Here is a 14,901-nt window from a genome sequence, read left to right as displayed (position 1 = left end):
TTGCGGCAGGTTGTCTACGCGTTACTCACCCGTTTGCCACTCGGTTCTCAAAAGCAAGCTTTCAATCACCTCGTTCGACTTGCATGTGTTAAGCACGCCGCCAGCGTTCGTCCTGAGCCAGGATCAAACTCTCCAATAAATTATATTGAAGAACTCAATCAAGCTCTCAATTATCTTTAAAAGAAATTGCCGATTGCTATGTTGTTCATACCAATCGATGTTTATTTATGAAACCGAAGTTTCATCTTAACATCTGGCTTAAATCATGTTGCATGATTTCATTTTACATTGTTTAGTTTTCAGAGAACAATCTCTGTCGCTCATTTCAGCGACTCATTTATTGTATCGCATCGATTTGTTTTTGTCAAGAACTTTTTTTAATTCTTTTTTGAAGCATTTTCGTGAAAACAGCCACAACCACTTGCCAGTCAAGGCTTGGTTTTGTTTTTGTTTCCGCCGTATCTCTCAGCGACTTGTATTATGATACACGCTTTTTTATATATTGTCAACACTATTTTTTAAAAAAGCATAAATTTTATTTTTTATAAGAACAAAAAAGCGCACCACACAAATGGTACGCTTACAATTACTAATGGTGGCGGCGAAGAGATTTGAACTCCTGACACTGCGGGTATGAACCGCATGCTCTAGCCAACTGAGCTACGCCGCCATGATGGTGGGCAGGGATGGATTCGAACCATCGTAATCCGAAGATGACAGATTTACAGTCTGTTCCCTTTAACCACTCGGGCACCTACCCATATGCAATTAACAAGTGTTAAGAACAAGATATATTATATCTGCTCTTAACATCTTTGTCAACTGTTTTTTTATATTATTTCCGACGCATCCAAACGGGAATGTCAATAAAGTCTGGAGCTGGCGCAGCTGGCTGTGCTTCTGCCGTTTTATCTGTCGTGTCAGCAACACCAGAAACGGTGCCTGCAGCTGGCTGTACCGGGGTCTGTACTCCAATTTCTTCCGGTGCATCGAAACCAGTAGCGATAACCGTAACACGTACAGTATCGCCCATAGTATTATCCACTGCAGCACCCCAGATAATATTTGCCTGGCTGTCAGCAGCTTCCTCAATAGAATTCGATGCTTCCGTAACCTCAAACATGCTGAGATTTTCCTCTGCACCCGTGACATTGAGCAAGATTCCACGGGCACCATCGATACTGGTCTCCAAGAGCGGTGACGCAATAGCCGCTTTAGCTGCCTCTACCGCTGCATTTTCGCCCGATGCTTCACCAATACCCATCAATGCAGAACCAGCATTGCTCATGATGTTCTTCACATCGGCAAAATCAAGATTAATAAGACCTGGCAACGCGATGAGATCTGCAATACCTTTTACGCCCTGGCGTAACACATCATCCGCAATGCTAAAGGCCTGCGTAATCGGTGTCTTTTTATCCACCACCTGCATCAGACGGTCATTGGGAATCGTAATAATCGTATCAACATGTTTCTTGAGATTGGCAATACCAAACTCTGCATTGCGGCGGCGCTTCATTCCTTCAAACGAGAAGGGACGCGTAACAACGCCTACTGTCAAAGCACCAATTTCACGCGCACATTCCGCTACTACTGGAGCAGCACCAGTACCCGTTCCACCACCCATACCTGCGGTTACGAATACCATATCAGCCCCACGAAGTGCCTCCAGAATATCGTCGCGGCTTTCTTCCGCAGCTTTCTGCCCAATTTCCGGCTGAGCACCTGCACCAAGGCCACGCGTGAGTTTTTCACCAATCTGCATCCGCTTGGGAGCCAAAGATTTCATTAAAGCCTGCGCATCCGTATTCACGGCAATAAATTCTACGCCCTGAAGGCCGAGATTAATCATGCGGTTGACCGCATTGCTACCGCCACCGCCAACACCTATTACTTTAATTGTAGCCAATTGATCCAGGCCATTATCATCCAATTCAAACACTGCATTAACCCCCATGACGATTATATTCTATAATGTGGTTTTCTTACCACATTTGCCAATCTGCACAATTATACTGTTTTATTTTATCATCATTTTGCATTGAATTCCATAGCTTTTCCGAAAAAACTTCCAGAATTCCCGTGAAACAAGTTTTATTTATTGTGCATTCGCATTGACGACCGTCTCTTTTTCCCTTGGCATGTGCTTCAGCCGAATAAAGGGGGCAGTGTAACTGAAATCAACATATTCGATCGAATGCCGGCTATTGGGAAGATTATCGAGAAAATCCTGCGTGAGTTTTGCCTTTTCATCCATTCGCTCCATATTCCCCAAGCGTATCTGAACCGAGTTCGTCGTATAGGCTGTTATCTGTTCCGGGTTAGTCATATTAATTTCTGAGATCTGATTGAGCGCATCAGTATTTAATTTTTGCAAAAACATAAGAATTTGCGCAATCCGTTCATCTTTATTGTCATCACCAATATATAGATCATGCAGGGTCGTTCCTGTTATCAAAGGAATTGGCATTTTATGCAGCGAACGGTAACTATGAATAACTTTGCCCTGACGGTCAAAATCAACATAGCCATAATCACATATCGCGGTTGCTACTGGCACCCGTTCGGTAATATCAATTTCTATTGTATCCGGCAGGCGTCTGCGAACCACGGCTGATTCAATACGCAAATCATGCATGAGATTTTGCGTAATTTCATCCGTCTTTAACTGAAAGAGCGGATTTCCCTTTTGGATTCTGCCAATCTCCATAACATCATCACTATTCAAATAGGTATTGCCATTGAGCAACAAACGCTGAAACGTAAACAAAGGCGAATAGACAATAATGCCCATAATGCTTCCACATATCAGCAGGAATAAAAAACCTTTGATGATACGCCGAGGACTACGGCGCACCTTTCGATTAAGTTTCACGGGCTGATTTTCCCGTTGTTCTTGTTCCTTTTCTTCCACGACATTCACTTCCTTCCCCTATTAGTAATAAACCGGACAGGTAACATCCTGTCCGGCATTTTCCCGCAAGCGGCTTATTTTTCGAAACCGGCCATTTCCAAAATACGTTCACAAAGCTCTGGGAATTCCACCCCCATTGCTCGTGCTGCATCCGGGACCAGCGAAAGTTCCGTCATGCCCGGAACGGAATTGACTTCGATTACATACGGTTTCTCATCACTCCCCAGCATCATGTCGACACGTGCTACGCCTCGGCATCCACAGGCCGTAAAGGTCTTGATGGCCAATTCCTGAATCTCTTTGGTCTTGGCATCCGATACCGGCATGGGAATAATATGCGTCGATGCGCCCTTGGTGTATTTGCTTGCATAATCATAGCGGCCCGAAGTAGTTGTAATCTCAATGATAGGGAATGCTTCTTTTGCTTCATCATTCCCCCAAACAGCTACCGTCAATTCACGCCCCTTGATAAATTCCTCTACCAATACTTCATCGTTGTAGGTGAATGCTTCCTGCAGTGATTTTTCTAGCTCTTCATGATTCTGGACGATATAAACGCCAATGCTCGATCCCTGAGAAGCGGCCTTAACCACTACCGGCCATGAAAAGTTTTTCTCGATTTTTTCTACTAGACTGTGCTTCATCTCGAAAGCATGAAACGTCTGCGAACGTGGCGTCGATATGCCTTCCGCCAAAAATACGCGCTTTGACGCCGCCTTATCCATGGTTACTGCCGAAGCCAAAACGCCAGATCCCGTGTAAGGAATTCCCAGCATATCCAACGTCCCCTGAATCATGCCATCTTCGCCGTACTTACCATGGATTGCATTGAATACCATGGCACACCCACTCTTGCGGATATCTTCCGCAAAAGTCGTCGGATTGAGTTCCATGCCTTCAGCATTATATCCTTTCGACTGAAGTGCTTTCAAGATAGCCGTACCTGTCTGACGGGAAATCTCTGCCTCCGTGGAAGTACCACCCATAACAACAACAATTTTATCCTGATTCATTTGAATGTATTCTCCTTTATCCGCGATTACTTTTCCAGCATCTCCACGAGTTCTTCTCCGGTTTTGTAAATGTCGCCCGCTCCCATCGTGATGACCAAATCACCGTCTCTTACTTCCTCTTTGAGATGAGCCGCCACTTTTTCGCGCTGGGGCAGATAGATTACATCCTGGCCTGACTGCCGGCGTACTTCCTTCAGAATCGTCTCGCCATCCACACCTTCAATCGGACTCTCTCCAGCGGCATAGATATCTGTGAGAATCAAAAGATCGGCTGAAACAAACGCCTTACCAAACTCTTCATGTAAAAGTTGCGTGCGGGAATAGCGATGCGGCTGAAAAGCACAAATCAGACGCCCCGGCTTCGTTTCCTTGGCAGCCTTGAGCGTTGCCGCAATTTCCGTTGGATGATGCGCATAATCATCCACGACCCAAACACCATTGACGCGGCCCTTCGTTTGGAAGCGGCGCTTGGCACCATGGAAAGCCGCCAACCCTGCTGCCATCTGCTCAAAGGGAACCCCCATCGTAAGACCGGTTACAATGCAGGCCATCGCATCCAACACATTATGTCGTCCTGGAATATTGAGAGAAACATGGCCCAATTCCTTTTCCCCATGAACGACATCAAAACATATTCCCTTTCCACCGGTTTTAATATTGACCGCACGATAATCCGCTTCATGATCGATCGCGTAGGTATAAAACTTGCGATCTACCGTCTTGGCGATATTGCGCAAATTTTCATTATCAAAGCAGAGTACTGCATACCCTGTCTCTTTGTCTACGTTCTGAATAAACTGCCGGAATGCCTTGATGATGTTTTCCATCGTACCATAGTGGTCCATATGGTCATCTTCTACATTGGTTACCACAGCAATATGCGGATGAAGTTTCAAGAAGGATCCATCACTTTCATCAGCCTCTGACGCCAGATATTCGCTCGCACCGAGTTTTGCATTCGTACCCAAATCAGGGACCTCACCACCAACAATAACCGTTGGCGAAACACCTGCATGCGTAAGCGCTACGCCTAACATCGAAGTTGTAGTAGTCTTGCCATGTGCACCAGCGACAGCAATGCCCTTGTATTCATTTACCAAGGCTGCATTGATATCCGAACGATGAAGCTTCGTGATGCCTAAATCACGAGCTGCCAACACCTCTGGATTGTCATAAGGAATAGCCGTCGATACCACAATCGCATCAGCCCCTCTGACATTTTCCCCTTTCTGGCCGCCCAGCATGATTTTGACGCCAAGTTTACGCAGATTCTCAATCACCTGAGAGTCTTCCCGATCAGAACCTGACACCTCGTAGCCAAGTTCTGCCATAATCTTTGCCAAGGGGCTCATACCAGCCCCACCGATACCAACAAAATGAATCTTCTTGATATCTTTAAGCTCTTTCAGCTGTTTCATCAATCTTTCTCCCCTCATGAACGATTCGCAAGTTCCAGTACAAGATCGGCAATATCCGCTGCCGCCTGGGGACGCCCCATTTGTCGGCTTGCTTCAGCCATCGCTGTTAATTTATCCTCTTCACTCAATAGCTCTGCTAAAACGGAGCTCAGCCGTTCGCTGGTTAAATCTTTATTGAGAATCATCCTTGCTGCCCCAGCTTCTTCCAATGCTCTCGCGTTGTGCTCCTGATGGTTCTCAGCCGCATAAGGATAAGGCACTAGGATTGATGGGATGCCTCGAGCAGTGAGCTCAGCTAAACCAGTAGCACCAGCTCGGAATACTGCCAGATCTGCCATCGCCATAGCCTTTGGCATGTCATAAAGATATGGCCGAACCTTGATATGTTTCACGGTTGCAAGTTCAAGGCCTGCCTGCTTCAAACGCTGAACCATATCTTCATACTCATTCTTTCCCGTGACATGTAAGTACTGTACCTCGGGATGCGCGGCAGCCTGCACCAATACATCAATCATAGCGCGATTGATTGCCCGTGCACCACGGCTGCCACCAGATACCAATACCGTCTTGCGCTTTGGATCGAAACCAAATTCCGCTGCCCCTTCTTCGCGCAGTGCTGTCATGACCTCTCTACGAATGGGATTGCCCGTACAAAGAACCTTATCCGCAGGGAAATGTTTCATCGCTTCCTCTGTTCCCGCTGCAATCTTCGAAACGAATTTCGATAGAATCTTATTGGTAATTCCTGGAACGACATTCTGCTCCTGAATCAGCGTTGGTACATGCATAAGGCTCGCCGCCAGCAAGATGGGACCACAAACATATCCACCAGTCCCCACTACCACATCTGGGCGGAAATCACGAACAATTTTCGCTGCTTTTGCCACCCCTGCTATGGCTTTGCCGGCACGAATCAGATTCGCTGGCGTTAAATGACGCTCAAATCCCTGAATATCCACCGTTGCAAAAGGCAAACCTTCCTTCGGAATGATATCTGCCTCTAACCCACGGGTCGTTCCTACATAGAGGAAATTCGCCTCCGGATATTTCTGCTGTATCGTGCGGATGATTGTGATAGCCGGATAGATATGTCCCCCCGTTCCGCCACCAGATACAATAATATTCAAACTAAGAACCCCTTTTATAAATTATTTACTAAGCGCTTGAAATCGCGGCCACGCTGTGCCATTCCATCATACATATCAAAGCTTGCACACGCTGGCGATAACAATACCACCTGCGGTGCCTTCGCCAAGGCATGTGCTTTTTCCACTGCCTTTTCCATCGAGAAGCCTACCCGATGAATGTGTTCCGCGGGATAACCATTTTTAAGCGCTTCCTGTTCAAAGCGCTCAGCTGCCGCACCGAGCAGCACCAAATCGGAGACACGCTTTTTGCAAAGCTGCATGAAATCGGTAAGATCTGTAAGTTTATCATCGCCGCCAGCCAAAAGAACAATACCATTTTCAAAAGTCTCCAAGGCCTTGATCGCAGAATCTGTATTGGTTGCCTTGGAATCATTATAATATGCCACACCATCAAGATCGCGAACATATTCGATGCGGTGTTCAACCCCCCGGAATTCCCGGAGGACATGAATCATCTTCTCCGGTTCACACCCAGCCAAGAATGCCGAAGCCACTGCAGCCAAAGCATTCTCAACATTATGACCACCCTTGATGCCCAATTCCTTGACGGAGCAAAGCTGATGTTCCTGCCCAGCCCAGCGGATTACCAACCGATCCTCCCGGACAAAAGCACCTTCCTCCAACTCCTCCCGGCGACTGAAATAGCAAACTTTTGCCTTAGCTCTTGCCTTCATGCCACGAGTCTGTTCATCATCGTAATTGAGCACCAAAAAATCTTCTTCCGTCTGCTCTGCGAACATTTTCTCTTTCATCTGCTGGTATACTTCCATGGAGCCATGGCGCACAATATGGTCCGGTGTAACATTTAGCACTGCTGCTACATGCGGATGAAACTTTTTCGTAATTTCCATCTGATAGCTCGATATCTCAGCAGCAATGCAGCCGCCTCTACCGACACGAAGCACTTCCTCGGAAAGCGGTACTCCGATATTGCCACCAACTCCCACTGGATTGTAATGCGTTGCCAGCAGCAATCCCAAAAGCGTAACCGTGGTAGTCTTGCCATTTGTTCCCGTTACCGCACAAATGGGGGACTCGGCCAATTCATAGGCCAACTCTACTTCCGTGAGTACACGGATTTTACGGGCATAAGCTGCCTGAATGAGTGGGATTCGCTCTGGAACGGCTGGTGATACCATCACCCAATCAACATCATCCAGCAAACTCTCCTGTTGCGGACCAAATACCAGCTCAATCCCTTTATCCCGAAGCTCCTGGAAATCGTATTGAATATCTTTTTCTGCTTTGGCATCGCTTAACACGACCTCAGCGCCAAAAGACTTAACCAATTTTGCTGAAGCAAAACCGCTGATACCAGCACCGATGACCAGTATTTTCTTTCCCGAAAGATCCATAACCACGAAGAAATCCCCCTCAATGAATTCTTATGAACTCGAATGAAAAATTATAGCATGCAAAGGCCAGCAATACCTGCTAAGAGCCCTACCGCCCAAAATACGAATACCACTTTCCACTCAGACCATCCGCCCAGTTCGAAGTGATGATGAATCGGACTCATGCGGAATACACGCTTGCCCGTAGACTTGAAGGAGATAACCTGGATGATTACCGAAAGTGCCTCACAAACAAAAATCAAACCGACAACAGCCAGCAAAACTTCCGTATGCGTAAGAATGCCGACAGCAGCCAAAGCGCCACCTAATGCCAGCGATCCCGTATCGCCCATGAACACCTTTGCCGGATGTGCATTGAACCGCAAAAACGCCAAGCAAGCTGCTACGACAGCTGCGCAGAAAATTGCCAGATCCGTATGTCCCATGTTCAAACAGATAACCGCATAAACACTAGCCGCGATAGCCATCGTACCAGAAGCCAAGCCATCGAGTCCATCGGTAAGATTGACAGCGTTCGACGTCCCAACCATAACGAAGAGCAACAGGAAGTAGTACCCTGCCCCAATGTTGATGGAAGTATTCGCAATCGGAAGCCACACACTCGTATCAATTCCGAGCATACGAGTGCCGATAATCATCGTAACCACCGCAATAACAATCTGCCCCAGCATCTTTTGCTTAGCCTTGAGCCCTAAATTGCGTTTTTTTACCACCTTGATATAATCATCGAGGAATCCAAGTACGAAATGCCCCAAAGTAATGAAAAGTGCCAGCAGGATTTCCGTAGAAAGCGGCGCTGCTACAGCCGTACCAATCGTAATGCCCAGGATAATCATGATTCCGCCCATAGTCGGCGTACCACTTTTTGCTTGATGGCTTTTCGGGCCTTCCTCACGAATGCTCTGGCCAAATTTCAATTTATGAAGTTCCGGGATAAAAAAAGGTCCCGTCACCAATACAAAACCGGCAGCTACCACTGCCGCAATGAGTAAACTCGTTTCCACTTTGTGATTCCTCTTTCTATTTCATTTTTCTTAAAGCAGGTCAATTATTTTTTCCATCTGCATTCCGCGGGAGCCTTTGAACAAAATCGTATCTTCTGGCTGCAAAATCTCATGAAGGCGTGCTGCCGCTTCTTCATGAGAATCGCAGCGGCATACGATCTCAACTCCGCCTTCTTCTGCCCCATCGGCAATGTGATTTCCCATCTCACCGCGGGTGATGACGGCAGCAAAATGATGCTCTGCCAATTCCTTCCCCACATGACGATGTGCTTCCACCGACACACTGCCCAATTCCAACATATCGCCCATTACCGCAATCTTACGCCCTTTCGTCAATTCCGAAAGCGTATTGATGGCCGCCGTCATCGACATGGGGCTGGCATTGTAGGCATCATTTACCACATTCCAGGATTTAACTTTCTTGCACTCAAAACGCATTTTCGTCGCTTCAAGATTCTGCAATCCCTGACTGATTTCTGCCGCTGTGAGCCCCAGCGCAAATCCTGCGGCAATAGCCGCCAACGCATTATAGACATTATGACGTCCCACCATCGCAATAGTATATTCATGGCGTTCCTTTTGATAGGTTACCGCAAATCTCGTCGTCTGCCCTTCTGTCTCAATCGAATCGCCACGCACATCGGCATCCTGTTCAAGACCAAAGGTCAGGACACGAACCCCGGGTTGGGCTTTATCCCGCATACCGGCAACATATTTATTATCCGCATTGAGGATAACCGTCCCCCCAGCAGGAATCGCTTCTACCAGCTCAGCCTTTGCCTTGGCGATATTCTCCAAAGATCCCAAAAGCTCCATATGGGTCTCCCCAACATTAGTCACAATGCCAATCTGCGGTTCTGCAATGGGCGCCATAGCCTCAATCTGATGGAATCCTCTCATTCCGATTTCCACCACAGCCGCCGTATGCTCCTCCCGAATTCCCAGCAGCGTCATCGGCAAACCAATTTCATTGTTAAAGTTTGCCTGAGTTTTCAACACGGAACCGCGAGCGGAAAGGACCGCTGCCGTAAGGTCCTTGGTTGTCGTCTTTCCATTGGAACCTGTGATGGCAATCACAGGAAGGCTTGAAAAACGCATACGCCAATTATGAGCCAGCTGCTGATAAGCGGCCAACGTATCCTCAACCTGTAAAACCGTCCCCTTGCACGCCGCCAAAATCTCCGGCGCACAGGTGCGGCTTACCATCACACCAGCCGCACCTTTTTGCAGAGCCTCAGCCGCAAAATCCTCTCCATTAAATCGCTCTCCTTTGAAAGCCAGGAAAAGGACCCCTTCTGAAATCTTGCGGGTATCACTAACCAAGTCCCCGAAGGTTTCTTTCTTTTTGGCATATACGGTAGCATTGGTAATCGCCCGTACTTCTTCAAGATTAAATGCTGGCATCAGTTCTCCTCCTTGCGGGCAGCGACTGCTTCTTTCGCTACTTCCTTGTCGTCGAAGTGAATGGTTTCATCCTTCAAAATCTGATAGTTTTCGTGCCCCTTGCCCAAGATGATGACGATATCGTCTGTCTCTGCAAGTTCCACCGCCCGGAAAATTGCCTCACGGCGGTCCGTAATCTTTTCATGATGCTTGCTGCCAATTGCTTCTTTCACCCCGGCTTCTACTTCGCTGAGGATAAACTCTGGATCTTCTGAGCGAGGATTATCCGAAGTAGCAATGACCACGTCTGCCAGCTGCGCTGCCAGCCGTCCCATAATCGGGCGCTTGGTTCGATCACGATCGCCACCGCAGCCAAAGACGGCAATGATTTTCTTCTTGGCAATTTCCCGAGCCGTACGCAGCACATTTTCCACACCATCCGGCGTGTGGGCATAATCAACAATAATCGAGAAATCCTGGCCAGCCTTTACCAATTCAAAACGTCCTGGTACACTAGTAAATCCCTGCAAAACTTTTGCAATGACTTCCGGTTTGATATTTTCGGCTAAAGCAGCTCCTACAGCCGACATGACATTGTAGACATTAAAAATACCCGTGATATGCAGCTTGAGGGCCATTTGACCAAACGACTCATGATTCAGCGTAAAATTGGCGCCACTTGCCAAGACATCGACATCCGTAGCCCGCAAATCCGCCTCGCTATTGATCGCATAGGTCAAATGACGGCAAGAGGCATGCTCCAGCATCGTCTTGCCGGCTTCATCATCGATATTGACAACTGCTGTCTTTCCCTGCTTAACTCCCTCTCGGGATACCAACTCGAATAATTTGGCCTTTGCCAACATATAGTTTTCCAACGTTTTGTGATAATCCAGATGATCCTGGGTAAGATTTGTAAATACCGCCGTATCAAATTCAATCCCCGCCACCCGGTTTTGATCCAATGCATGGGAAGACACTTCCATAACGACATAGTCCATGCCCTTGTCACGCATGATGGCCAACGTATGCTGAAGTTCCACTACATCCGGCGTCGTATTGTGGATGGGGAATACTTCATCCTCCATCATAATCTGTATGGTTCCAATGAGCCCTACCTTATATCCAGCTTCACGCAAAATAGCTCTGGTGATATAGCTGGTTGTCGTCTTGCCGTTGGTGCCCGTTATGCCGATCACACGCATGCTGCGAGCTGGATAATCGTGGAAAAACGGTACCATCGCATCCAGTGCAGCCGTAAGGTCCTTAACTAAAAGCACGGCTATCCCTTCTGGCACTTCTACCTCGGCCCGTGTCGTAAGGATGGCCGCAGCTCCAGCAGCAACTGCCTGGGGAATGAATTTATGTCCATCTACATGGATACCGGGAATGCAAACGAAAAGTGTTCCCTTTTCCACCTTGCGGGAATCATGTTCAATCCCCGTAATAACCGTTTCTTTATTGCCAATAACTTCAGCGCCCTTAACGAGTTCTGCCAGCTGATTGATAGTTTTCATCGATTTTCCTCCTCAGATTCCGCCATTCATAATTGCGGACCGTACACTATTATAAACCGTCTGGAAAAAAAATAGTAGTATTTTTTATTTCTGTATAAATGCGAAAGAAGCTGTTCACGTTGCATGACAGCCTCTTTTCTTGCCAGCCGCCTGTTATGCGGCCATGTATTTACTTTTCCTGACTGAAATACGTATGCTTGGGAACTTCCATCCCCAGCTGATCTTTTGCAATATTCTTAATGCGTTCCGGCGATTTGAGTTTTGCGATATCAATCTTCAGGCGCTCATTCTCCTGTTCCAACGCATCCGCCTTCTGCTGCACAGCCACCAGTGCATACCCACGGCTTGCACTTACTCCACTGCCGACTGTAACCAGCATCGCCAAAACTGCCATTGTCAAAAAAAGGATCTGGCAGTGGGATCGGGTACTCGTATCCAAAACCGTCTTAAAAAGCGGCTCTTTCGGTGCTTGTCTTAACCGTCTGTTTTCTTCCTCCACCGAAAGAATTTCTTCCACATGTTCTTCTTCCTGTCTTGCGAGCATCAGCAATCCCCTCCTTCCTCTTGTTGCGGTAATTTCTCTGCGATTCTTAGCTTGGCGCTCTTAGAGCGGGAATTGTTGGCCAATTCTTCACTCGTTGCCTGTATTGGTTTGCCAATCATGCGAATTTCCGGCTTATGGTTACACATACAAACCGGAAGCTCTGGTGGGCAAATACAGCCACGGGCCATTTCCTTCAGCGTCATCTTGGCAATGCGGTCTTCCAAGGAATGGAAGGTAATGATGGCAATACGACCACCTGGTTTTAAATGTCGGACCGCCGTGCGAAAAGCATTCTCCAATATACCCAATTCGTCGTTGACTTCAATGCGAATTGCCTGGAAAATACGCTTAGCTGGATGACCGTTGGCTGCTTGACGAACCGCTTTGGGCACAGCCTTGCAGATGATATCCACCAACTCGCCAGTCGTCTCAATCGGTTTTATCATCCGTTCTTTGACGATAAACTGCGCGATGCGGCGTCCCCAGCGTTCCTCGCCATAATCATGGAAAATACGGTCAAGGTCTTTCTCACTATAGGTATTGACCACATCGTAGGCGGAAAAATCCGCCTCTGAGTCCATCCGCATATCGAGCGGCGCATCCTGCATATACGAAAAACCACGTTCTGCCGTATCAATCTGATGTGACGAAACGCCAAGATCGAAGACCACGCCATCCACCAGAGGAGCATTCTCTTCCTCGAGAATCGACTCCAGGTTGCGGAAGTTGCTATGAACAATATCCACCCGACAGGCTGCATCCTTCAAACGTTCCGTTGCCGCTGCGATTGCCTCTTCATCCTGGTCAATGCCAATGAGCCGGCCTTCCGGCTCCAACATTTCGGTAATCCGATGGGAATGACCAGCTCCACCCAGGGTACAATCCACATAGGTTCCCTTTTTATTTGTCACGAGACCCCTTACTGTCTCTTCCAGCATTACACTGATATGATGAAACTCCATGTTTCCTGCTCCTGACTCATGTTTTTTGCTTCAAAAAGTGGGTTATATTCCCAATTCTGAAAGGGAATCGGCAATTGCCGTCACATCCGGCTCCACTTCTTTATTATATTTCTCCCATTGCTCCTGGCTCCATACTTCGATGCGGTTATCGACACCTGTAAGCACTACATCCTGTTTCAAGGCAATCCCTGCATGGGAACGAAGATTAGCCGGAACCAGAAAACGGCCCTGCTTATCACATTCCAAGGTTCTGGCACCAGCAAAGAAGAATCGATTGAGGGCACGAGCAGCCGGCTTCGCCATTGGCAGTGCACGAAGTTTTGCCGCCCACTCTTCCCAAGCCTGCTGTCCATATAAGAATAAGCAATTATCAAGGCCACGGGTGATCACAAAGGTAACGCCAAGTTCCTGACGGAAATCAGCGGGCAGAATGATACGTCCTTTGGCATCGATGGAATGTACATATTCCCCCATAAACATTCTGCCTCACCACCTTTCTGGCTTTTTAAACCACTTTCCCCCACAATTCACCACTTTTACTCCTCTCTTTTATATCAAAAATCGGCTGCTTTTGCAAGCCCTAGTTAGCTGTCCCCATTATTTTTCCACATTTTTTTCCACAATTATGCAAAAAAACCTGTGAGTAACCACTTTTTCCTTGTTTACTCACAGGTTTTTCGCGAATCCGGCAGCTCTGTGCCAATCCCTATTAATTTTTCGTCCAGCCAAAGCGTTCAAATATCGGAGTATAACGAATTCTCTCCAAAAAATCCTTGCGCGTATCTTCCGTGTGGAAAATCGGCACCCGCTCTAACGCATAGATATTGCTGGCTTTATCCACATTGCCATACTTGATGGTAAATGCCGCTTTATACCCTGCCTCTTTCACCATCTCAGCAATGTGTAGATTATAAGTTCCCGTCGGATACGCCATATAATCTACCGAATGACCCAGCTCCTTTTCGGCTTTTTTCTTCGAATCCACCAATTCCATCCGTAGCTGCTCATCCGTAAGATCTGTCATCGATTTGTGGTCAACGGTATGTGATTCAATGCTAATGCCATGGGCATCCATTTCCCTCGCCTGATCCCAGGTCAGATAGTTCTTATCCTTTCCCAGAAAACTTGTAATAACAAAAATCGTTGCCTTGAACCCGTATTTTTTCAAAATAGGATATGCATTGGTATAATTATCTTCATAGCCATCGTCAAAGGTGATCAGCACGGGATTGTCTGGAAGTTCACCATTTCCCGCAATGCTGTCATACAGCTCATCCGGAGAAATCGTATGATAGCCATTATCCCGAAGGTAACGCATCTGATCCTCAAAGTCATCCGGGCGAACAGCCAATGAGATAAACGTGTTGTCGATTTTATGATAATTAAGCACCATCACCTTGGTGCCAGTCTCACTATCTGCCACCATAGTTGCCGTCATCGGCTTCTGCCCAGATATCAACACGGGAACTAGTAATAGCAATAAGATCGCCACAGCCCGCAACCACCATTTTCCAGCAACTTTTCTTCTATATTTTAACGACATCTTTCGATTCCTCACTTTCACAATCCTATTCATTTTACCCCGATTCCGAAGAAAATTCCAGTCCCGTTTCTTTTTTTGATGAATGTGGTTCATTATTCCT

13 protein-coding genes, 2 tRNA genes and 1 rRNA gene are annotated in these 14,901 nt (G+C 47.2%); all 16 read right to left on the bottom strand.

The window, feature by feature from the left end; translation table 11 throughout:
- Positions 1-139: ribosomal RNA gene (locus T504_RS0104855) — 16S ribosomal RNA — on the bottom strand; the annotation flags it as partial.
- A 454-nt stretch (positions 140-593) separates the two neighbouring features.
- Positions 594-670, bottom strand: a tRNA-Met gene (locus T504_RS0104850).
- A gap of 4 nt (positions 671-674) precedes the next feature.
- A tRNA-Tyr gene (locus tag T504_RS0104845) sits at positions 675-760 on the bottom strand.
- A gap of 75 nt (positions 761-835) precedes the next feature.
- A complete protein-coding gene (gene ftsZ / locus T504_RS0104840) occupies positions 836-1,942 on the bottom strand; it encodes a cell division protein FtsZ (protein WP_033169932.1) in 1,107 nt (368 codons plus the stop codon).
- Between the two features lie 156 nt (positions 1,943-2,098).
- On the bottom strand, positions 2,099-2,794 hold the full coding sequence (locus tag T504_RS0104835) for a cell division protein FtsQ/DivIB (RefSeq protein ID WP_051635213.1): 696 nt from the start codon (positions 2,792-2,794) through the stop codon (positions 2,099-2,101).
- A 194-nt stretch (positions 2,795-2,988) separates the two neighbouring features.
- Entirely contained in the window at positions 2,989-3,927 is a 939-nt protein-coding gene (locus tag T504_RS0104830; RefSeq protein WP_033169931.1) for a D-alanine--D-alanine ligase family protein, read from the bottom strand.
- A 26-nt stretch (positions 3,928-3,953) separates the two neighbouring features.
- Positions 3,954-5,345 (bottom strand): UDP-N-acetylmuramate--L-alanine ligase, encoded by a 1,392-nt coding sequence (gene murC, locus T504_RS0104825; protein WP_033169930.1) that lies wholly within the window; start codon positions 5,343-5,345, stop codon positions 3,954-3,956.
- A gap of 14 nt (positions 5,346-5,359) precedes the next feature.
- Positions 5,360-6,472, bottom strand: coding sequence for an undecaprenyldiphospho-muramoylpentapeptide beta-N-acetylglucosaminyltransferase (murG, locus tag T504_RS0104820; protein ID WP_033169929.1), 1,113 nt, complete (start codon positions 6,470-6,472; stop codon positions 5,360-5,362).
- Positions 6,473-6,486: 14 nt separating this feature from the next.
- Positions 6,487-7,848, bottom strand: coding sequence for a UDP-N-acetylmuramoyl-L-alanine--D-glutamate ligase (gene murD / locus T504_RS0104815; RefSeq protein WP_033169944.1), 1,362 nt, complete (start codon positions 7,846-7,848; stop codon positions 6,487-6,489).
- A gap of 50 nt (positions 7,849-7,898) precedes the next feature.
- A complete protein-coding gene (mraY, locus tag T504_RS0104810; protein ID WP_033169928.1) occupies positions 7,899-8,852 on the bottom strand; it encodes a phospho-N-acetylmuramoyl-pentapeptide-transferase in 954 nt (317 codons plus the stop codon).
- A 30-nt stretch (positions 8,853-8,882) separates the two neighbouring features.
- The gene (murF, locus tag T504_RS0104805) at positions 8,883-10,256 is read right to left on the bottom strand and encodes a UDP-N-acetylmuramoyl-tripeptide--D-alanyl-D-alanine ligase (RefSeq protein WP_033169927.1); all 1,374 of its coding nucleotides are present in this window, start codon (positions 10,254-10,256) and stop codon (positions 8,883-8,885) included.
- Positions 10,256-11,752, bottom strand: a complete 1,497-nt coding sequence (locus tag T504_RS0104800; RefSeq protein WP_033169926.1) for a UDP-N-acetylmuramoyl-L-alanyl-D-glutamate--2,6-diaminopimelate ligase — start codon at positions 11,750-11,752, stop codon at positions 10,256-10,258. Before T504_RS0104800 ends, murF begins: the two co-directional genes overlap by 1 nt.
- A 169-nt stretch (positions 11,753-11,921) precedes the next feature.
- Complete coding sequence (locus T504_RS0104795) at positions 11,922-12,296, bottom strand: cell division protein FtsL (RefSeq protein ID WP_033169925.1); 375 nt, start codon at positions 12,294-12,296, stop codon at positions 11,922-11,924.
- A complete protein-coding gene (gene rsmH, locus T504_RS0104790; RefSeq protein ID WP_033169924.1) occupies positions 12,296-13,258 on the bottom strand; it encodes a 16S rRNA (cytosine(1402)-N(4))-methyltransferase RsmH in 963 nt (320 codons plus the stop codon). The genes T504_RS0104795 and rsmH overlap by 1 nt, the downstream gene beginning before the upstream one ends.
- A gap of 42 nt (positions 13,259-13,300) precedes the next feature.
- Positions 13,301-13,738: a division/cell wall cluster transcriptional repressor MraZ gene (gene mraZ / locus T504_RS0104785; RefSeq protein ID WP_033169923.1), complete on the bottom strand. Its 438-nt coding sequence runs from the start codon at positions 13,736-13,738 to the stop codon at positions 13,301-13,303.
- Between the two features lie 229 nt (positions 13,739-13,967).
- A complete protein-coding gene (locus T504_RS0104780) occupies positions 13,968-14,801 on the bottom strand; it encodes a polysaccharide deacetylase family protein (protein WP_033169922.1) in 834 nt (277 codons plus the stop codon).
- Positions 14,802-14,901: the final 100 nt, after the last annotated feature.

Source organism: Selenomonas sp. ND2010, from assembly GCF_000702005.1.
GTDB lineage: Bacteria > Bacillota > Negativicutes > Selenomonadales > Selenomonadaceae > Selenomonas_A.
Note: the sequence above shows the minus strand (reverse complement) of the source record. Positions and strands in the feature narration are given on the sequence as shown.

What these genes read in the sequence shown, in the direction of transcription:
- T504_RS0104835 (WP_051635213.1), bottom strand. Translation starts at nt 2,794, where the DNA reads ATGGGCATTATTGTCTATTCGCCTTTGTTTACGTTTCAGCGTTTGTTG.
- T504_RS0104830 (WP_033169931.1), bottom strand. Translation starts at nt 3,927, where the DNA reads ATGAATCAGGATAAAATTGTTGTTGTTATGGGTGGTACTTCCACGGAG.
- murC (WP_033169930.1), bottom strand. Translation starts at nt 5,345, where the DNA reads ATGAAACAGCTGAAAGAGCTTAAAGATATCAAGAAGATTCATTTTGTT.
- murD (WP_033169944.1), bottom strand. Translation starts at nt 7,848, where the DNA reads ATGGATCTTTCGGGAAAGAAAATACTGGTCATCGGTGCTGGTATCAGC.
- murF (WP_033169927.1), bottom strand. Translation starts at nt 10,256, where the DNA reads ATGCCAGCATTTAATCTTGAAGAAGTACGGGCGATTACCAATGCTACC.
- T504_RS0104800 (WP_033169926.1), bottom strand. Translation starts at nt 11,752, where the DNA reads ATGAAAACTATCAATCAGCTGGCAGAACTCGTTAAGGGCGCTGAAGTT.
- T504_RS0104795 (WP_033169925.1), bottom strand. Translation starts at nt 12,296, where the DNA reads ATGCTCGCAAGACAGGAAGAAGAACATGTGGAAGAAATTCTTTCGGTG.
- rsmH (WP_033169924.1), bottom strand. Translation starts at nt 13,258, where the DNA reads ATGGAGTTTCATCATATCAGTGTAATGCTGGAAGAGACAGTAAGGGGT.
- mraZ (WP_033169923.1), bottom strand. Translation starts at nt 13,738, where the DNA reads ATGTTTATGGGGGAATATGTACATTCCATCGATGCCAAAGGACGTATC.
- T504_RS0104780 (WP_033169922.1), bottom strand. Translation starts at nt 14,801, where the DNA reads ATGTCGTTAAAATATAGAAGAAAAGTTGCTGGAAAATGGTGGTTGCGG.